The organism is Planococcus koreensis, from assembly GCF_004761975.1.
Classification (GTDB): Bacteria; Bacillota; Bacilli; order Bacillales_A; family Planococcaceae; genus Planococcus; species Planococcus koreensis.
Window position 1 is genome coordinate 1 of record NZ_RQII01000031.1, and the last position, 19825, is coordinate 19825.

A 19825-nucleotide genomic window follows, 5' to 3' on the forward strand; every position below is an offset into this window, starting at 1 on the left:
TTTTTTTCTGGTCAATGGATCGACCGTCGGCAATTTAGCGATGGTCTATGCGGCATGTGAAAAAGGCGACACGCTCCTCGTTCAACGGAATTCGCATAAATCTGTATTCCATGCATTGGAATTGGCTGGCGTTGAGCCGGTTTATCTGGCTCCGGAATGGAACGTGGATTCTTTGTCAGCGGACTCTTTGCGGCTCGAAGATGTGAAGGAAGCAGTAGAAGCCTATCCAGCGGCCAAAGCCCTTATGCTGGCGCATCCCGATTATTACGGCATGGCAGCGCAAGACTTGGGCGCAATCATCTTGTATTGCCACGAAAAAGGCATCCCGGTATTGGTTGACGAAGCGCATGGCGCACATTTCGTGGCGGGTCCGCCGTTTCCTGCATCGGCGCTTGCTCTCGGCGCTGACGCTGTGGTCCAGTCGGCACATAAAACCTTGCCGGCAATGACGATGGGGTCGTTTTTGCATGTGCAGGGTTCTTTAGTGGCAAGCCGGAAAATCAAAAAGTATTTGCGCATGCTGCAATCCAGCAGCCCCTCTTATCTCATCATGGCATCACTTGATGACGCGCGGGCGTATATTGAAAATTACTCGCAGCCGGATATGCGCAGCTTTTTAGAAAAGCGGCAGCTATTCATCGATGCCCTGAAAAGCATTTCGCAGCTTGAAGTGTTTGAACCGGACGATCCGCTGAAGTTGATGCTGCGAGTTGGACACCACAGCGGATTTCAGCTGAAAGAGCAGCTGGAGGCGATGGACATCCACGCAGAACTGGCGGATCCGTATCAAGTGCTGCTGATTTTGCCTTTATTGAAACAAGTGCATTCGTATCCTTTTGCGGAAATCCGGAGCCGTGTGAAAGAGGCGGTCCGGGCGGTGCTGCAGGAAGAGCGGAAAACAATGGGCATGGCAGTGCCGGAATTGCCGAAAATCAGCGTGCCGGATATGCCGTTGGGCACTCTCGATATGGAAGAGACGGAATGGATTCCTTATGCGAAAGGGCTGGGACGGATTTCAGCGGAAATGGTTGTGCCTTATCCGCCCGGGATTCCACTGGTGCTGCCGGGGGAACGATGGACACTTGATAAACTGGAAATCTTGGCTGATTATTTGGCAGCGAGCGCTCAAATTCAAGGTGAACATCGCCTTGAAGAAAAATTAATCTGTGTATTGGCGGCTGAGAAAGGCCGCTAAACCTGTAAATTCGGGTAAAGTAAGGTATATCGAAATTTCAACAGGTCAGGATGTGGGGAACATGATGGATAAGGATAAATACGCAATCATCGATATCGGCTCCAATACAATTCGCTTGGTTATTTATACGCGCGACAAAAGCGGGCGGCTGACAGAAACGGAAAACGTCAAAGCGGTGGCCCGCCTGAGCAGCTACCTGTCAGAATCAGGCAGTATGGAAGATGAAGGAATCGATGTGCTGGTCAATACATTGAAAAGTTTCCAGGAAGTGACGAGGCATCATAATTTGGATGAAGTTAAATGCGTTGCGACAGCGGCCGTACGGCAGGCCAATAACCAGCAGGCCATAGTAGCTCGCATCAAAAAAGAGACGGATTTCGACATTCGGGTATTGTCTGAATATGAAGAGGCCAATTACGGCTTTTTGGCTGTCGTCAACTCGACGCCGTTTGAAAGCGGGATTACCGTGGATATCGGGGGAGGCAGTACAGAGCTGACGTTCTTTGAGAACCGTAAATTAATTTATTTTTATAGTTTTCCGTTTGGTGCATTGTCGTTGAAAGAGCGGTTTGTCAAAGGGGATATGCCGACAGGGGATGAGCTTAAAAAGCTGCGTGCTTTTTTGAAAGAACAGTTCCAGACCTTGCCATGGCTGAAAGATAAAAAATTGCCGCTTATCGGCATAGGGGGAAGTGCGCGGAATATGGCGCAGGTCCATCAGGAATACATTGAATATCCACTCGCAGGCGTCCATCAATACAAGATGTCAGCAGCTGATGTCAAAATGGTCAATAAGATGCTGCTGTCGATGGATTTCCAAGAGATCCAGCGCGTGGAAGGGTTGTCGAAAGACCGCGCCGACATCATCATTCCAGCCATTGAGGTGTTTACCTGCTTGATGGACTACATCAAAGCGGATGTGTTTGCTTTAAGCCGCAAAGGGCTGCGGGATGGCGTCTTCTACGAGCAGCTGACCAAAGACTTCGAGATGCCGATTTTCCCGAATGTTGTTGAGGAAAGTTTTTATGAGTTGGCCATCGATTACGACATCAATTTAAAGCATGCCTCGCAAGTCAGTACGAATGCGATGATGATGCTGCATGAACTGGAAAAGCACGGAATCGGTCCGATCAGCCAAAAAGATGAGAAGTTTATCCGGTTAGGCAGTTCACTCTACAATCTCGGTTCTTATATCGATGCGGAAGCAAGCCATCAGCACACATTCTACCTGCTCGCGAATCGGACGATTGACGGTTTATTGCATAAAGAACGCCTGACGGTAGCGCTGATCGCCTCCTTCAAGAACAAAGAGCTCTTCAAACGCAATGCGGCGCTTTACCAAGATTGGTTCGGAAAAGATGAGCTTTCGAAATACAGCTTGTTCGGCTCGATTGTCAAATTGGCCTATAGCTTGAATGCCACGAAGCGCGACATCATCCAATCGATTACCGTAGAGCCCGAAGGCGGCGATTTGGTATTCCAGATCCTATGCAACAACGATTGGGGACCGGAGCAATACCAGGCGGAAAAACAGAAGAAACATTTGGAAAAACAGTTGAAGAAATCGATTGAGCTCAAATTCATCCGGAAAAAATAGCCGTGCCGCCCCATCGATTTTGATCGGTGGGAATTTCAAATAAAAGGTGGTGGAATTTGTGGGTACGACCAATAAACAGGATGTCTACTTGAATGATCCTTCCTATTACAATAACCGTGAACTTAGTTGGTTGGCGTTCAATGAACGCGTATTGCAAGAAGCGCTGGATGAGCGGAATCCGTTGCTGGAACGGCTGAAATTTTTGGCGATTTTCAGTTCGAACCTCGATGAATTCTTCATGGTGCGTGTAGCAGGGCTGCAGGATCAGGTGAAGGTTGGCTTCAATAAGCCGGAAAATAAGGCGGGCATGACGCCGCAGCATCAATTGAAGGAAATTGCCAATAGGACCCACCAATTAGTGGATGTGCAATACGAGACATGGAATGGTGTCCTGCTTCCGCAGCTGAAAGAACAGGGCGTCAGGTTTCTGAAGATCGCTGAATTGAGTTCCAAAGAACTGAAAGACGCGGAAGCTTATTTTGACGAGCAGATTTTCCCAGTGCTGACGCCGATGGCAATAGATGCTTACCGGCCATTTCCCATGCTGCTCAATAAAAGCATAAACTTGGCGATTGTGCTGAAAGACAATGACCAGGAGGCGGAGATGCGCTTTAAAACCGCCATTGTCCAAATGCCAGCTGTACTGGACCGGCTGGTGATTTTGGGGGGAAAAGCGGGAAAAGAACGCATTGTCCTGCTGGAAGACATCATCGGCCATTTCATCGGCAAGCTGTTTCACGGCTTTTCGGTTTTTTCCGTATCTGTGTTCCGCATCACCCGCAATGCTGACATGGCCATTCATGAGGAAGGCGCGCGGGATTTGCTGAAAGAAATCGAGAAAGAGCTGCGGAAACGAAAATGGGGGGCTGCAGCACGGCTTGAAATACAAAAAGAGGGCTTTGATCCGGAAGTGCTGGCCTACCTTATCGACGAACTGGAAATAGACCAAAAAGATGTCTATGAAGCCAAAGGGCCGATTGATTTGACATTGTTTTTTAACTTTTATAAGAAAATGGCTAAAACCCACGGTAAGCTTGTATTTGAAAATCGGATATCCCAGCCTTCCCGCGATTTGGCATCTGACGAAAACATCTTCGATAAAATAATGGAACAGGACATCTTTCTCCACCATCCTTACATATCGTTTGAACCGGTCGTGGAGTTTGTTTCCGGAGCTGCAGACGATCCCGACGTCTTGGCGATCAAGCAGACGCTGTACCGCGTCAGCGGGGATTCTCCAATCATCAAGGCGCTGAAAAGGGCAGCGGAAAACGGCAAGCAAGTGACCGTGCTCGTGGAGCTGAAAGCGCGATTTGATGAGGAGAACAACGTCCAGTGGGCGAAAGAACTTGAACAGGCGGGCTGCCATGTCATTTACGGCATGACGCATTTGAAAACACACAGCAAAATCACCTTGGTGGTGCGCAAGAAAAACGATCAAATCGAGCGTTTTGTCCATTTAGGCACTGGCAATTACAATGACCAAACAGCGAAAGTCTATACCGACATGAGCTTGTTCACATCGAAAAAAGAGTTTGGGGTCGATGCCACGAACTTCTTCAATTTTTTGAGCGGCTATACCGAAAAACCGGAATTCCACCATTTATCGGTCGCGCCATTTACCATACGCAAGGATTTTGTGCGCCTGATCGCAGAAGAAATCGATAGCCATAAAAAATACGGCAATGGCTGCATCATCCTGAAGATGAATTCATTGACGGATAAAACATTGATCAAGCGCTTGTACGAAGCTTCGATAGCAGGCGTCCAAATCGATTTGATCGTGCGCGGCATCTGCTGCCTGCGCCCTGGCGTCAAAGGCATCAGCGACAACATCCGGGTGCGCAGCATCGTCGGCCGTCTGCTCGAACACAGCCGGGTCTATTATTTCTACCATAACGGCGAAGAAAAGACCTATTTGTCGTCTGCGGATATGATGACGCGCAATATGGAAAACCGCATTGAAATCTTATTCCCGGTCTATGACGCCAAAATTAAAGCAGAAGTGAAGCACATCCTGATCATTGCGCTGAAAGACAATGTCAAAGCGCGCGAACAGGACAATAAAGGGCAATATCATTACGTCAAACGCAAAAGCGGGGAAAAAGAGATCAACTCCCAGGTGATCCTTTACAACGAAGCCTATCAAGTCGCGGAAGATGAAGAATAACACGGGGGAAAGGCGCCTAAATGGCGCTTTTTTACTGCAGGCGGGCGAAAAAAAGCGGCAATTGCTGTATAGTTGAAAGAGTTTAGAACAAAAGGAAACAGGTGAAGACAGAATGGGTTATTTGATCACACTGGAAGGCGGAGAAGGTTCCGGCAAAACCAGTATTTTAAAGTTAATGGCGGACATTCTCGGACAGCAAGGGCATCAAATTGTCTGTACGCGGGAACCGGGAGGCATTGAAATTGCTGAACAGATTCGCGGGGTCATCCTTGACCGCAATAATTCTAGCATGGACCCGCGCACCGAAGCGCTGCTGTATGCAGCGGCGCGCCGCCAGCATCTCGTCGAAAAAGTCATACCGGCGCTGGAAGCTGGAAAAATCGTTTTATGCGACCGGTATATCGACAGCAGCCTCGCTTACCAAGGATATGCTAGAGGCCTTGGCATCGAGGAAATCTATACGGTCAATAAATTCGCCATTGATGATTACATGCCGGATTTGACGCTGTATTTTGACGTTGAACCGAAGGTGGGGCTCGCGCGCATCGAAAAAGATGCGGGGCGTGAAGTCAACCGGCTGGACGTGGAGTCGATGAAATTTCACGAAACCGTGCGGGAAGGCTATCACATTCTGGTCGGCCAATATCCAGAACGCATCCAAGTCATTGATGCCGGCAACAGCATCGAAAAAGTCCTTGAAGATGCGCTTGCCGTTGTAGCGGATTTCATGGACAGCCGGAAGAACTGAACACATGCCGGAAAGATATACAGCGTAAGTATTTGTTCATGTTATAATAGAGAAAGTAGAAAACATTTCTTAAGGGAGTGAGTGCTGATGAAACTCGTCGTAGCAGTCGTGCAGGATCAAGATAGCAACCGTCTATCCAATGCGTTAACAAAAAATGATTTCCGGGCTACCAAGCTTGCCAGTACGGGAGGGTTTTTACGCTCAGGGAATACGACTTTCCTAATTGGGGTCGATGACGGGCTCGTGCCGAAATTGATGGATTTGATCCGCGATAACTGCCGTGCGCGCGAGCAGATGGTAGCACCAGTTTCTCCGATGGGCGGCAACGCCGATTCGTATATTCCGTACCCAGTGGAAGTGGAAGTTGGCGGAGCGACGATTTTCGTCTTGCCAATCGAGCAATTCCACCATTTCTAAACTTTGCAGCCACACACCACTGGCCTTTTCCAGGCCGGTCTATGACACGCCCGTGCTCCATTTGGAACACGGGATTTTTTACAACGTAAGGATGAAGGTGACATTGTGCAAAAAACGATAGAAGAGCTGCAAGAAATCCAGCCCGTGGTCATGAAGAGGCTGCAAGGTGCTTTTGAAAAAGACCGCCTTGCCCATGCCTTTTTGTTTGAAGGCCCCGCCGGCTCTGGCTTAACGGAAATCACACACTTTTTCGTCAAGCTTCTGCTGTGCGAAACGCCTTCGCAAAATGTTCCATGTGAAACATGTCGAAGCTGCCATTTATACAATACAGGAAACCATCCGAACATCGTTTTCATCAAACCGGATGGCCAGAACATCAAAATCGACCAGATTCGTGAGTTGATTTTTAGCATGAATAAAACGGGCTTTAGTTCGGGCCGTAAAATATATGTCATTGAAGAAGCGGACCGCATGAATAATGCGTCCGCCAACGCGCTGCTGAAATTTCTTGAAGAACCGGAATTCAATGTCACGGCAATCCTGCTGACTGAACGGCTCAATGCCATCATGTCAACGATTCGATCGCGCTGCCAGCTGGTGTCGTTTCAGCCGCTGTCGCGGCCGAAGTTGATTGAGCAATTGCTCGCAGGGGGCATGACGGCCTCGATGGCAGCGACGGTCAGCATGCTGACGCAGAGCACTGAAGAGTCAATTGAGCTGAGTGTCGACGAAGCATTTATCCAGCAGCGCAAGACTGTGTTAAAATTAGTGGAAACTGTCAATGCCAACGTCCATGAAGCGCTTTTATTGCTGCAGTCGGAATGGCTTCCGCTGTTCAAGGAAAAAGAAGATGCCGAAAGAGGGCTGGACATGTTATTATTTGCATATCGGGACATCGCTTCGGCAAAAGCGGATCTTGAAACCGCTCGGACGTATCCGGATATGGAACAAACTTGGAAGCAGATGGCGCTTCAGCGTTCTTTTGCGGTATTGTCCAAGCAATTGCAGGCCATATTATGGGCCAAGCAGCAATTGCCGCGCAATATGAATCGGACGCTGCTGATGGAGCAATTAATGCTGAATCTGCAGGAGGGGTAAACGAGTGTATAATGTCATAGGTGTCCGCTTTAAAAAGGCGGGTAAAATATATTATTTTGATCCAGGAGAATTTGCGATTGAAAAAGACGATTACGTTATCGTCGAAACTGCTCGGGGAGTGGAATACGGCAAAGTGGTCGTACCGGTGAAGGCAGTCGAAGAAAACGATGTGGTGTTGCCGCTTAAGCAAGTGGTGCGTGTAGCAAGCGGACGCGATCGCCAACAGGTGGAAGAAAATCGCCTGGAAGCAGGGCGCGCTTTTGAAATGGGCACGGACAAGATCGAAGAGCATAAGCTGGACATGAAGCTCGTGGATGTTGAATATACGTTCGACCGCAATAAAGTGATCTTTTACTTTACTGCTGAAGGGCGCGTCGACTTCCGTAATTTGGTGAAGGATTTAGCGTCGATTTTCCGGACGCGCATCGAATTGCGCCAAATCGGCGTACGCGATGAAGCGAAAATGCTGGGCGGCATCGGCCCTTGCGGACGCATGCTTTGCTGTTCGACATTCCTCGGCGATTTTGAGCCGGTGTCGATCAAAATGGCAAAAGACCAAAACTTGTCGCTGAACCCGTCTAAAATTTCGGGCCTATGCGGCAGGCTTATGTGCTGCTTGAAATACGAAAACGATGAATACGAATCAGCGAAAAAAGAAATGCCGGATGTCGGCACCCGTGTGGGAACGCCGGACGGCGACGGCCGCGTGGTCAGCATGAACATTTTGGAACGTGTATTGAAAGTTCGTCTGGCTGAGCAGGAACAGACACTTGAATACGCATTAAGTGAGATAATGGACCAAGGAACGAGAGCGTGAGGTGGTTTAAGTGAAAGATAAGAATTTTTTAGATACGGTCATGGAATTCGAACAGCAATTGGAATCGATGCAAGAGCAGTTCCGGGAGTTGAAATCGGTCGTGGCACATACGATGGAAGAGCATCACGCGCTGCAGCTGGAAAATCATCACCTGCGCGCCCGTCTGGATGAACTTCATCAGGCGGTGCCGGAAGTGGTCGCAGATCCGGTGAAGCTGAAAAAAGCGGTTATGGATATCGGCGAAGGCTATGATAACCTGGCGCGCCTGTATCATGAAGGCTACCACGTCTGCAACGTGCATTTCGGCAGCTCGAGAAAAGGCGACGATTGCCTGTTTTGTTTATCTTTTTTAAACAAGCAAAATTAAGGCTGGATTTACTGTGCGTTTTCGGTGCAGTATGGCTGACCAATAAGAAAGGCTTCCGACACCTAGCGTGGCGGCAGCCTTTTGTTATGTAAGAGGAGTTGGAAAGATGTTATTGGACGACGAAAGACTCGATTATTTATTGGCGGAAGAGTTGCGGATCATTCAAAGCCCCTCGGTCTTTTCCTTTTCGCTGGATGCAGTGCTGCTGGCGCGGTTTGCATATGTGCCGCAAAAGCGCGGAGCGATTGTGGATCTGTGCACGGGCAACGGCGCCATTCCGCTGTTTCTCAGCGCCCGGACGGAGATGCCGATTATCGGGGTGGAGCTGCAGGAGCGGCTGGCCAATATGGCGAAGCGCAGCATCGACTATAATGGGCTCAGCCACCGCATCGATATCATCCAAGGCGACGTCAAAGAAATACCGGCGCAGCTGGGCATTGAAAAATTTGATGTCGTGACCTGCAATCCACCGTACTTCCCGGCGCATGAAATGAGCGACAAGAACATCAGCGAGCATATGGCGATTGCGCGCCATGAACTGCACCTGACGCTCGATGAATCCATTGCCGCCGCCAGCAAGCTGCTGAAGCAGGGGGGTAAGGCGGCATTTGTACACCGTGCGGGGCGCTTGATCGACATCATCACGGCAATGCGCGCCAACCGGCTGGAACCGAAACGCGTCCGGCTGGTTTACCCGAAGGCCGGAAAAGAAGCGAACACGCTGCTCATCGAAGGCATCAAAGACGGCAAGCCGGATTTGAAAATCCTGCCGCCGCTGATTGTCTATGGCGAAGACGGGGAATACACAGAAGAAGTGCGGGCGTTGCTATATGGAAGCCGGTAAGCATTATTTTTACGTGCTCGAATGCGCGGACGGCTCTTATTACGCCGGCTACACCAACGATTTGGAGAAACGCCTGGAGGCCCATAATTCGGGCAAAGGCGCAAAATATACACGGGCGAGAAGGCCTGCTGCTTTGATTTACCAAGAGCAATTTGAAACGAAGCCAGCCGCGATGAAAGCGGAATACGCATTCAAGCAATTGCCGAAACCGAAAAAAATCCGCTATATCGCGGACAGAAAGGAAGACGGCCGATGAAATCGCAAAAAAGTTTCCAGGAAGACCAAGCGACTTTGTATCTTGTAGCAACGCCGATCGGCAATCTCGAAGACATGACCGTGCGCGCCATCCGGATTTTGAATGAAGTCGATGTCATCGCAGCGGAAGACACACGCAACACGAAAAACCTCTGCAATTATTTTGATATCCAGACAAAGCTCGTCAGCTACCACGAACACAACCAGGACAGCGGCGGCCATAAGATCCTGTCTTACTTGCGGGAAGGGAAGTCGGTGGCATTGGTCAGCGACGCTGGCATGCCGTGCATCTCAGACCCGGGGGAAGACATCGTCAAGCGTGTGCTTGAGGAAGATTATCCGGTCGTGCCGGTGCCAGGCGCCAATGCAGCGCTCAGCGCATTGATCGCTTCCGGCATTGCGCCCCAGCCGTTCCTGTTCTACGGATTCCTGTCCCGCGGCAAAAAAGACCGGTTGACCGAATTAGAGGCGTTGAACCAAAAGCAAGAAACCCTCATTTTTTATGAAGCACCGCACCGCTTGAAAGACAGTTTGAAAAGCATGCAAAAAGCATTCGGCGATGAGCGGCGGATCGTGCTGGCGCGCGAAGTGACGAAGAAATTCGAGGAATTCCTGCGCGGCACGGTCGGTGAAGCGGTGGAATGGGCGGATGAAAACACAGTCCGCGGCGAGTTTTGCGTTGTCGTTGAAGGCAATGCCGAACCGGATGTGGTGGAAACCGAGAAATGGTGGACGCATCTGCCGATTGCGGAGCATGTTGCTGAAGTGATGGAGAAGAAAGATGTCTCATCGAAAGAAGCGATCAAAGAAGTGTCAGTGGAGCGGGGCCTTTCCAAACGGGAAGTGTACCAAGCGTATCATGTATAAAAAATCTTCCTGGCCTGACATTTCATTCAGCCCGAAATATGAAAGCTGCATTTGCTGTACTTTCTTTGGAATATCGGTTCCATTTATTAGTTCAATAAGCGAAAAAACCGGAGTGCACACGCACTCCGGTTTTTTCAAGATACTCGCTGATCTTATTTTTTTAAGTGGCCTTGAATTTCTTTGACAAGCATTTCTGCGCCTTCAGGGCTCAAAATCAATTTCCCGCCTACAAGTTGCATGTTTTCATCTGACACTTCGCCAGTAACTGCGCAAGTCATATTAGGCAAATACTTTTTCAAGATAATTTTATCGTCATCTACATAAATCTCCAAAGCGTCTTTTTCAGCGATTCCTAGTGTGCGGCGCAACTCGATTGGAATGACCACTCGTCCTAGCTCGTCTACTTTACGTACAATACCTGTTGATTTCATATCATTCTCTCCCCTCAAATTTGTCGGATGTTTTCGCCAAAATTCGACAATTACCACTTCCTGTCATAAATCATACCAAGTAATGGCAATTGGGTCAATAAAAAACTATCGCTATCATAATAAATTTTACGAAAATGTGGCGCTAAATTGATAAAAAGACTTTTTATCTACTATTAATTTCCAAAATAACTAAATTTGTTCTTAATTTAGCCAAAAATAAATAATCTGAAATATGAGATATTGTCGAATTGCGAAAGTGGTATGAAATATTGTACAAAATTGGCTCTTTCGTTAAAATAAGAACTATACCAAAAAACTGGAGGAATTTTTCGTGACTGCTAAAAACAATACTTTTTATATAACGACCCCGATTTATTATCCAAGCGGAAAATTCCACATCGGTACGGCTTACACAACCGTCGCTTCTGATGCAATGGCTCGCTATAAACGCTTGAAAGGTTTCGATGTCCGGTTTCTGACAGGAATGGATGAACATGGACAGAAGATTGAGGAGAAGGCAAAAGAAGCCGGCAAAGCGCCTCAGGCTTTCGTGGATGAAATGGCAGAAGCTGCGAAAAAAGTATGGTCAGTCATGGACATCAGCTATGATGACTTTATCCGCACGACCGAAGAGCGCCATAAAAAGAGCGTCGAAAAAATCTTCCAGACGTTCTTGGACAACGGCGATATCTATAAAGGCGAATACGAGGGCTGGTATTGTACGCCGTGCGAGTCTTTCTATACAGAAGCCCAGCTCGTCGACGGCAATTGCCCGGACTGCGGCCGCCCGGTCCATAAAGTGAAAGAGGAATCGTATTTCTTCAATATGAAGAAGTATGCGGATCGTCTGCTGGATTATTACGAAAACCACGCGGAATTTATCGAGCCGGAATCGCGCAAAAATGAAATGATCAATAATTTCATCAAGCCGGGCCTTGAAGATCTATCGGTATCCCGCACGTCGTTCGACTGGGGCATCCCGGTTCCTGGAGATCCGAAGCACGTCATCTACGTGTGGGTCGATGCATTGTCGAATTACATCACAGCACTCGGCTACGGTTCCGATGACGACACGCTGTTCAATAAATACTGGCCAGCGGATGTCCATGTGGTCGGCAAAGACATCGTCCGCTTCCATACGATTTATTGGCCGATTTTCTTAATGGCGCTCGATCTTCCGCTGCCGAAGAAAATTTTTGCGCACGGCTTTATTATGATGAAAGACGGCAAAATGTCGAAATCGAAAGGCAATGTTGTCTATCCGGAAATGCTTGTGGAGCGCTACGGCTTGGACGCGACGCGTTATTTCCTGCTGCGTGAACTGCCATTCGGTTCGGACGGCGTGTTCTCGCCGGAATCATTTGTCGAACGCACAAACTACGATTTGGCGAATGATCTTGGAAACCTGCTGAACCGCACCGTGTCGATGATCAATAAATACTTCGATGGCGAAGTGCCGCAGATCAAAGGGCATGTCACTGAATTTGACGCAACGCTGCAGCAAGTGGCGAAGCGCACAGTCGGCGTCTACGAAGAACATATGGAGAAAATGCAATTCAGCATCGTGCTGAGCGAAGTATGGGCATTGATTTCGCGCACCAATAAATATATCGATGAAACGCAGCCATGGGTTTTGGCGAAAGATGAAAGCTTGAAAGCGGAATTGGCTTCTGCAATGGCCCATTTGGCGGAAAGCCTGCGCATGGCGGCCGTTATGCTGCAGCCGTTCCTGCCGAACGCACCGAAGCAGATCATCGAGCAGCTTGGTTTGTCGGAAGACGCATTGGCTTGGGAGACATTGGAGCATTTCGGCTTTATTCCGGAAGGCATCAAAGTCGTTTCCAAAGGCACGCCGATCTTCCCGCGTCTTGAAGTAGAGCCGGAAGTGGCCTATATCCGCGACCAGATGCGCGGCGACACAGCGCCTGTCGAAGAAGAGCAAGCAGTGGAGGAACTGCCGGCGCAAGAGCCGGAAATCAGCATTGACGATTTCATGAAAGTGGATCTTCGTGCAGCCACGGTAATTGCTTGTGAAGCGGTGCCAAAAACATCGAAATTGCTGAAATTGCAGCTCGATATGGGGTATGAACAGCGCCAAGTGGTGTCTGGCATTGCCGAACATTATAAGCCGGATGAACTGGTCGGCAAAAAAGTGGTTGTAGTTGCTAATTTGAAGCCGGTGAAATTGCGCGGCGAATTGTCTCAGGGCATGATATTAGCAGGCGAAAAAGATGGCTTTTTGACGCTGGCGGCTGTGGATGAAAATCTGCCAAACGGAGCAAAAATAAAATAACATGATATTGGGCGCTCTTCTTTTTACTAGGAGAGCGCCTATTTTATTTGGATTTTATTAGGTGAATATAAGCAAAATGATATATAAAAAACATGTTTTGTTATGCAACTGTAATGTTGGTGTGAAGAAAGACACGTAAAAAACAATTAAAATAAGGTTTAATGTGAGGAGAATGCTTGATGTTCGTTGATACCCATGTACATTTGAACGCTGACCAATACGATGAAGATTTAAAAGAAGTCATCGACAGAGCTTTAGAAAGAAATGTTACAAAAATGATTGTGATTGGGTTTGATCGCAAGACGATTGAACGTGCAATAGCGCTTGCTGAGCAATACGAATTTATATATGCAGTGGTCGGCTGGCATCCGGTTGACGCAATAGACTGCACCGAAGAAGATTTGCGCTGGATCGAAGAGCTGGCGGCACACGACAAGGTTGTCGGAATCGGAGAGACCGGCCTGGATTACCACTGGGACAAATCGCCGAAAGACATCCAGCAAGAAGTGTTCCGAAAGCAGATTCGCCTTGCGAAAAAAGTGAAGTTGCCGATTATCATACATAATCGTGAAGCTACGGAAGATGTACTGCGGATCTTGAAAGAAGAAGGCGCCGAAGAAGTTGGAGGCGTCATGCATTGTTTCGGCGGCAGCGTAGAAACTGCGCGCGAAAGCATTGCGATGAACTTTATGATCTCACTCGGAGGGCCGGTAACGTTCAAGAACGCTAAAAAGCCGAAAGAAGTGGCAGAAGCGATTTCGTTGGACCATCTGCTGATTGAAACAGATGCGCCTTATCTGGCTCCCCATCCATATCGCGGAAAACGCAATGAACCATCCTATGTCCCACTTGTCGCGGAAGAAATCGCTCGGCTGAAAGGCATTTCAATTGAAGAAGTAGCAGCCGCTACGACCAAAAATGCCGAACAGTTTTTCAAACTGGCATAGAGAATCATCCAAGAAGTTCAGAATTGCTTGGATTTACGCCTGAATTCGGGTCTTTACAATCACTCAAGTGAAAGAGGAGGAGTTATTTTTGACGAAGTTATCAACTAATGGAAAGTCTGTAAATGCGTTAAAAGGCAAATCAATCGTTGTTGCCATCGCCACAGTTTTGATGTTTGCAGCTGTTTTGACGTTCGCGATTTATGAAGGAACGAAAAACACGGTATCCATCACGGCTAATGGTGAAACAACAGAAGTGAAAACCCACGCAGAAACAGTAGGGGCTTTCCTGAAAGAGCAGGAAATCAACGTTTCCGAACATGATTATTTAAGCCATACTGCCGATACGGCAATTGAGAAAGATATCGCGCTCGAATTTGAGCAGGCGAAAGAATACACAGTGAATGTCGATGGCAAAAAAGCTGCGGCATGGACAACAAACAATACCGTGAGAGAGATCTTGAAAAAAGCGGCTATTGAGATTACTGAACATGATAAAGTGTCGCCTGGATTAGATGAAGAAATAGATGCGGATACAGCTGTTTCTGTAGAAAAAGCTTACGAGGTTACAGTCCTTGATGGTTTGGAAGAGAAAAAAGTATGGTCCACTTCGACTACGGTCGCTGACTTTTTAAAGCAGAACAAGATTTCTTTAAGCGAACTTGACCGAGTTGAAAACGGAATGGATGAAATGGTCCTTCCGAATTCAGAAGTTAAAGTAGTTCGTGTAGAAAAGGTCACCGATGTAGTTGAGGATTCTGTAAAATTTGCTGTTGAAACGAAGAAAGATTCTTCTATTCTTAAAGGCAAAGAAAAAGTCGTCCAAAAAGGCCAAAATGGCGTTGTTTCGAAAACGTATGAAGTAATCAAAGAAAATGGCAAAGAAGTAAAACGTGAACTTAAAGATAAAAAAGTAGTAAAAGAACCGAAAAAACAGCTGACGGCTGTCGGCACTAAAGTCATCGTTGCTAGCGTATCGCGTGGAACGCGCACGAAAGCGGCGGCGCCAGCACCAGCGCCAAAAGCCACGGCACCAAAAGCGGCAGCACCAAAAGCACCAGCGCCAAAAGCTACGGCACCGAAAACAGCTGCTCCGAAAGCAGCTGAACCGAAAACAGCTTCAGTAGCCGCTTCAGCACCTGCTGAGCCGGCTGGCAGAACGTTGATCGTGTCTGCAACAGCTTATACAGCTAGCTGCACGGGATGCTCTGGGATAACTGCTACAGGCATTAACTTGAAAGCGAACCCTGGATTGAAAGTCATTGCTGTAGACCCGAACGTCATTCCGTTAGGCTCTAAAGTGTATGTGGAAGGCTATGGCTATGCTGTTGCTGGAGACACAGGCGGCGCAATCAAAGGAAATAAAATCGATTTGTTCATGGCGAAGCAATCTTCGGCCATCGCATTCGGACGCCAACAAGTAAAAGTAACGGTCTTAAATTAATTCAAAAACACCAAAGGCTTTCCCGGGTGCTCCCTGGGAAAGCCTTTTACATGTTTAGCAGCGCAGGTGTAAAATAGAAGGAAACTTCAACGGATAGCCTTTTGCCGGTAAATCGGCGGGTGGCGAAATACGATGCTTGAAATGAGGAAAGTAGATGAAGATCAAAGAAATAATTGTGGTAGAAGGCAAAGATGATACAGTCGCCGTCAAAAGGGCTGTGCATGCCGACACCATTGAAACGAACGGTTCGGCTATTTCGAAATCGACGCTTGAACAAATTGCACATGCCCAGAAAAAGCGGGGAGTCATTGTTTTTACCGATCCGGATTATCCGGGCCGGCGGATCCGTGCTATTATTGAAGAACATGTGCCGGCGGTCAAACATGCTTTTTTAGCAAAAGAAAAGACCATTGCGAAAAATGGCAAAGGCCTCGGCATTGAGCATGCAGCAGATGAAGACATCCGCGACGCATTGTCAGCGGTCTACACCACGATCCAGAATGGCGAAGCGCCGGAAATCACCATGGAAGATTTGATTGAAGCGGCGCTGGTTGCGCACCCGCGCGCTAAAATGCGGCGAACGCGGCTCGGGGAAATGCTGCAGATCGGCTATACCAATGGCAAGCAGCTGCAGAAACGGCTCCACATGTTCGGCATCACGAAACAGCAATTCATCGAAGCGGTCATCGCTTTAAACCAGGAGGAACACGAATGAACAAAGATATAGCAACACCGATCCGCACCCAGCAAATAATGGACAAGCATGGCTTGACTGTCAAAAAGAGCCTGGGGCAGAATTTCTTGATTGATCCCAATATCCTGCGCAAGATTGTCGGCAAAGCGGAGCTGACGAAAGAATCGGCAGCCATTGAAATTGGTCCGGGCATCGGCGCGCTGACGGAACATTTAGCGCGTGCCGCAGGCAAAGTCCTGGCGTTTGAAATCGATCAGCGGCTCCTGCCGGTGCTGGAAGACACGCTGTCGCCTTACGACAACATCTCCATCATCCATTCCGACATCCTTAAAGCCGATGTGGAAGCAGCCATAGAGAAAGAGCTGGCGGGCTATAAAGACATCGTGGTGGTAGCCAATCTGCCGTATTACGTGACGACGCCGATCATCATGAAATTACTGCTGGAAAAATTGCCGATCCGCGGCTTGGTGGTCATGCTGCAAAAAGAAGTCGCTGAACGCATAACGGCGAAGCCAGGAACAAAAGCCTATGGTTCGCTGTCGATTGCCATCCAATACTATACGGATGCGGAAATGGCGCTGACAGTACCGAAAACGGTGTTCATGCCGCAGCCGAATGTGGACTCTGCGGTTATCCGCATGATGAAGCTCCCTGAGCCCCGCGTGAAAGTCATTGATGAGGATTTCTTTTTCACGGTTACGCGTGGATCATTCGTCCAGCGCCGCAAAACCATTTTAAACAACCTCCAAAGCGCAATGCCTAATGGCAAAGAGAAGAAAGAGCTGGTTTTAAAAGCGTTGGAAGAGGCGGGTATCGAGCCTTCACGCCGCGGCGAGACCTTGTCGATTGCAGAATTTGGGCTGTTGGCGGATAAATTGTATCCTTATTTCGCACAATAAGGGAGATTCTGTTACAAAAATGGCACATATAACCCGCTTTTCGAGATATTTCGGATAAAAAATATTGACATTATCAGTAGAACGCTGATAAAATTAGAAATTTGCTTGACTAAAGGGTCGAATTCTGTTAAACTTTGTCTATAGTGAGGTGTAGACAAATGCCCAAAACTTTGGCGGATATTAAAAAATCGTTGGACCTGCATTTAGGGAAACGATTGCTTTTAAAGGCAAACGGAGGACGCAAGAAAACGGTCGAACGCGCCGGAATTCTGCGCGAAACGTACCACTCCGTGTTCGTAATTGAGCTTGATCAAGATGAGCATGCATTTGAACGCGTATCTTACAGCTACGCCGACATCTTAACAGAAGCAGTAGAAATCACTGTGTATGAAGGAACAGAAGACGCACTCGTTGTTAAATAATGAACTATATCCATAATTTCCGTTGAAAAACTCACCGCCTGTTGCTTCCAACAGGCGGTGAGTTTTTTTGTTTATTTGCCTCAGTACGCCCGAACTGTGCCGCGTGTGTTAAAATAGTTTTCATTAGACTATAAAAGGAGGCAGTGGGATGCTCTACGTAAAGGCACCTGCCAAAATAAACTTAACGCTGGACGTTTTATACAAGCGGCCAGACAATTACCACGAAATTGAAATGATCATGACCACCGTCGACTTGGCTGACCGAATTGGCCTAAAAGCGACCGAAAGCGGCATACATATTGAATCCGCCGACCGTTTCGTGCCGAACGACTCACGCAACCTAGCGTATCAGGCGGCGCAATTATTGAAAGATACATTCAATATCAAATCGGGCGTCATCATTTCACTCGATAAACAGATCCCGGTAGCTGCGGGGCTTGCGGGCGGCAGCAGCGATGCCGCGGCAACATTGAAAGGCCTCAACCAATTGTGGCAGCTGAACTTGTCGCTGGATGAGCTAGCGGAACTCGGTGCTAAAATCGGATCGGACGTATCATTCTGCGTGTATGGCGGCACGGCACTGGCGAAAGGGCGCGGCGAAATCATCGAACACCTTCCCGCTCCACCGCATTGCTGGGTCGTTTTGGCAAAACCGACGATCGGCGTTTCCACAGCAGACGTTTACGGTGCATTCAAGCCTGCTAAAGCAGAGCATCCGGACACTGGCAAAATGATCGAAGCGCTGGAGCAAGGCGATTACCAGGCAATGTGCGATCATTTGGGCAATGCGCTCGAAAGCGTAACACTGGAGATGCATCCCGAAGTGGCACAAATCAAAGAGCAGATGAAAAAATTCGGCGCAGACGCAGTATTGATGAGCGGCAGCGGCCCGACCGTCTTCGGACTGGTACAGCAGGAGGCGCGGATTCCCCGCATCTATAACGGCTTGCGCGGTTTCTGCGGCGAAGTCTATGTGGTGCGCCTGATCGGTGAACGGGAGACACTTGCCTAAAGACGTACATTTATGGTAAGTTTTCTATAAATTATTCGTGTTTAGGAGAGTGTAAAATGAAGTGGAAGCGCAGTGAACGGTTAGTTGATATGACACATTACCTTTTGGACCATCCGCACAAGCTCATCCCGCTGACTTATTTTTCAGACCTCTACGATTCTGCCAAATCCTCGATCAGCGAGGATTTGGGAATCATCAAAGAGACATTTGAAGAACGCGGGATCGGCTTGTTGATGACAGTGCCGGGAGCGGCAGGCGGCGTGAAATACGTCCCGAAGCTTCATGCAGATGAAATCAAGGAAATTATGGCCGAATTGATAGAAGAGCTTGGGCATTCCGATCGGCTTTTGCCAGGCGGCTATCTTTACATGACAGACGTTTTGGGCAATCCGGGCATCATGAACCGGGTGGGCAAAGTGTTCGCTACGGCTTTTGCGAATGAGAAAATCGATGTCATCATGACAGTGGCGACAAAAGGCATCCCGATTGCACATGCGATTGCCCGCCATTTGAATGTGCCGGTCGTTATTGTCCGCAGAGACAGTAAGGTGACAGAAGGATCAACCGTCAGCATCAACTACGTCTCAGGCTCTTCCCGCCGCATCCAGACCATGGTGCTGTCCAAACGCAGCATGAAAAGCGGCCAGCGTGTGCTGATCACCGACGACTTCATGAAAGTCGGCGGAACGATGAACGGCATGAAAAATCTGCTGGAAGAATTCGATTGCACGCTGGCTGGCGTAGCCGTGCTCGTTGAGGCGCAGCATTCGGATGAACAGCTTGTAGAGAAATACCTGTCGCTCGTCAAATTACACGAAGTCAGCGAAAAAGAACGGACCATCGCATTGGAAGAAGGAAATTATTTTACTAATGGAGGTTTTTGATATGAAATTTGTAGCAACGGACAAAGCAGCAGCAGCCATCGGACCTTATTCGCAAGGCGTCATTGCAGGAAATATGTTTTACAGCTCAGGCCAGATTCCATTGACGCCGGAAGGCAGCATGGTCGAAGGTGCAATCGGCGAACAAGCGCATCAAGTGTTTGCCAATCTGCAAGCAGTTTTGGCGGAAGCAGGTTCTTCGCTCGGGCAAGTCGTAAAAACGACGGTTTTCATCAAAGATATGAACGATTTTGCTGAATTGAACGAAGTGTATGCTTCTTATTTCGGCAGCCACAAGCCGGCGCGCTCCACGGTAGAAGTAGCACGCTTGCCGAAAGACGCAAAAGTTGAAATCGAAGTCATCGCATTGATCGCGAAGTAAATCCAATAAATTAAACGAAGCTGCCGAGAAAACTCTCGGCAGCTTTTT

Annotated in this window: 21 protein-coding genes; 20 read left to right on the forward strand and 1 reads right to left on the reverse strand. The window is 48.3% G+C overall.

Annotation, left to right across the window (positions count from 1 at the left end):
* The 11 genes from EGV91_RS17475 to rsmI all read left to right on the forward strand — a co-directional run.
* On the forward strand, positions 1 to 1195 hold a 1195-nt coding region (locus EGV91_RS17475; protein WP_135502380.1), incomplete at its 5' end, for an aminotransferase class I/II-fold pyridoxal phosphate-dependent enzyme.
* Between the two features lie 64 nt (positions 1196 to 1259).
* On the forward strand, positions 1260 to 2792 hold the full coding sequence (gene ppx, locus EGV91_RS07825) for an exopolyphosphatase (protein WP_135502438.1): 1533 nt from the start codon (positions 1260 to 1262) through the stop codon (positions 2790 to 2792).
* Positions 2793 to 2850: 58 nt separating this feature from the next.
* The gene (locus EGV91_RS07830) at positions 2851 to 4962 is read left to right on the forward strand and encodes an RNA degradosome polyphosphate kinase (RefSeq protein WP_135502382.1); all 2112 of its coding nucleotides are present in this window, start codon (positions 2851 to 2853) and stop codon (positions 4960 to 4962) included.
* A 112-nt stretch (positions 4963 to 5074) separates the two neighbouring features.
* Complete coding sequence (gene tmk, locus EGV91_RS07835; protein WP_135502385.1) at positions 5075 to 5710, forward strand: dTMP kinase; 636 nt, start codon at positions 5075 to 5077, stop codon at positions 5708 to 5710.
* Between the two features lie 87 nt (positions 5711 to 5797).
* Positions 5798 to 6127, forward strand: coding sequence for a cyclic-di-AMP receptor (locus EGV91_RS07840; protein WP_135502387.1), 330 nt, complete (start codon positions 5798 to 5800; stop codon positions 6125 to 6127).
* A gap of 105 nt (positions 6128 to 6232) precedes the next feature.
* On the forward strand, positions 6233 to 7225 hold the full coding sequence (gene holB / locus EGV91_RS07845) for a DNA polymerase III subunit delta' (RefSeq protein WP_135502389.1): 993 nt from the start codon (positions 6233 to 6235) through the stop codon (positions 7223 to 7225).
* A 4-nt stretch (positions 7226 to 7229) separates the two neighbouring features.
* Positions 7230 to 8042 carry a PSP1 domain-containing protein gene (locus EGV91_RS07850; RefSeq protein ID WP_135502391.1) on the forward strand — a complete coding sequence of 271 codons (813 nt, stop codon included), beginning with the start codon at positions 7230 to 7232 and terminating at the stop codon, positions 8040 to 8042.
* 10 nt (positions 8043 to 8052) lie between these two features.
* Positions 8053 to 8409 (forward strand): DNA replication initiation control protein YabA, encoded by a 357-nt coding sequence (gene yabA / locus EGV91_RS07855; protein ID WP_135502393.1) that lies wholly within the window; start codon positions 8053 to 8055, stop codon positions 8407 to 8409.
* A 106-nt stretch (positions 8410 to 8515) separates the two neighbouring features.
* Positions 8516 to 9253 (forward strand): tRNA1(Val) (adenine(37)-N6)-methyltransferase, encoded by a 738-nt coding sequence (locus tag EGV91_RS07860; RefSeq protein ID WP_135502395.1) that lies wholly within the window; start codon positions 8516 to 8518, stop codon positions 9251 to 9253.
* Entirely contained in the window at positions 9240 to 9509 is a 270-nt protein-coding gene (locus tag EGV91_RS07865) for a GIY-YIG nuclease family protein (RefSeq protein WP_135502397.1), read from the forward strand. The genes EGV91_RS07860 and EGV91_RS07865 overlap by 14 nt, the downstream gene beginning before the upstream one ends.
* Entirely contained in the window at positions 9506 to 10375 is an 870-nt protein-coding gene (gene rsmI / locus EGV91_RS07870) for a 16S rRNA (cytidine(1402)-2'-O)-methyltransferase (protein WP_135502399.1), read from the forward strand. The genes EGV91_RS07865 and rsmI overlap by 4 nt, the downstream gene beginning before the upstream one ends.
* Before the next feature lie 152 nt (positions 10376 to 10527).
* Here rsmI and EGV91_RS07875 read toward each other — a convergent pair whose 3' ends face one another.
* Positions 10528 to 10806 (reverse strand): AbrB/MazE/SpoVT family DNA-binding domain-containing protein, encoded by a 279-nt coding sequence (locus tag EGV91_RS07875; protein WP_135502400.1) that lies wholly within the window; start codon positions 10804 to 10806, stop codon positions 10528 to 10530.
* Positions 10807 to 11137: 331 nt separating this feature from the next.
* Between EGV91_RS07875 and metG the strand changes: the two genes are divergently transcribed.
* The 9 genes from metG (at position 11138) to EGV91_RS07920 (ending at position 19777) form a co-directional block, all read left to right on the forward strand.
* Positions 11138 to 13099, forward strand: coding sequence for a methionine--tRNA ligase (gene metG, locus EGV91_RS07880; protein ID WP_135502402.1), 1962 nt, complete (start codon positions 11138 to 11140; stop codon positions 13097 to 13099).
* 179 nt (positions 13100 to 13278) lie between these two features.
* Positions 13279 to 14046: a TatD family hydrolase gene (locus EGV91_RS07885; RefSeq protein WP_135502404.1), complete on the forward strand. Its 768-nt coding sequence runs from the start codon at positions 13279 to 13281 to the stop codon at positions 14044 to 14046.
* Between the two features lie 88 nt (positions 14047 to 14134).
* Entirely contained in the window at positions 14135 to 15487 is a 1353-nt protein-coding gene (locus EGV91_RS07890) for a G5 and 3D domain-containing protein (RefSeq protein WP_241666140.1), read from the forward strand.
* 154 nt (positions 15488 to 15641) lie between these two features.
* Positions 15642 to 16202: a ribonuclease M5 gene (gene rnmV, locus EGV91_RS07895; protein ID WP_135502406.1), complete on the forward strand. Its 561-nt coding sequence runs from the start codon at positions 15642 to 15644 to the stop codon at positions 16200 to 16202.
* On the forward strand, positions 16199 to 17080 hold the full coding sequence (gene rsmA, locus EGV91_RS07900) for a 16S rRNA (adenine(1518)-N(6)/adenine(1519)-N(6))-dimethyltransferase RsmA (RefSeq protein ID WP_135502408.1): 882 nt from the start codon (positions 16199 to 16201) through the stop codon (positions 17078 to 17080). Before rnmV ends, rsmA begins: the two co-directional genes overlap by 4 nt.
* A gap of 158 nt (positions 17081 to 17238) precedes the next feature.
* On the forward strand, positions 17239 to 17502 hold the full coding sequence (gene veg / locus EGV91_RS07905; RefSeq protein WP_071152415.1) for a biofilm formation stimulator Veg: 264 nt from the start codon (positions 17239 to 17241) through the stop codon (positions 17500 to 17502).
* A gap of 148 nt (positions 17503 to 17650) precedes the next feature.
* The gene (gene ispE / locus EGV91_RS07910; RefSeq protein ID WP_135502410.1) at positions 17651 to 18514 is read left to right on the forward strand and encodes a 4-(cytidine 5'-diphospho)-2-C-methyl-D-erythritol kinase; all 864 of its coding nucleotides are present in this window, start codon (positions 17651 to 17653) and stop codon (positions 18512 to 18514) included.
* Between the two features lie 56 nt (positions 18515 to 18570).
* The gene (gene purR / locus EGV91_RS07915; protein ID WP_135502412.1) at positions 18571 to 19398 is read left to right on the forward strand and encodes a pur operon repressor; all 828 of its coding nucleotides are present in this window, start codon (positions 18571 to 18573) and stop codon (positions 19396 to 19398) included.
* A gap of 1 nt (position 19399) precedes the next feature.
* On the forward strand, positions 19400 to 19777 hold the full coding sequence (locus tag EGV91_RS07920; RefSeq protein ID WP_135502414.1) for a RidA family protein: 378 nt from the start codon (positions 19400 to 19402) through the stop codon (positions 19775 to 19777).
* The last annotated feature ends 48 nt before the right edge of the window (positions 19778 to 19825 follow it).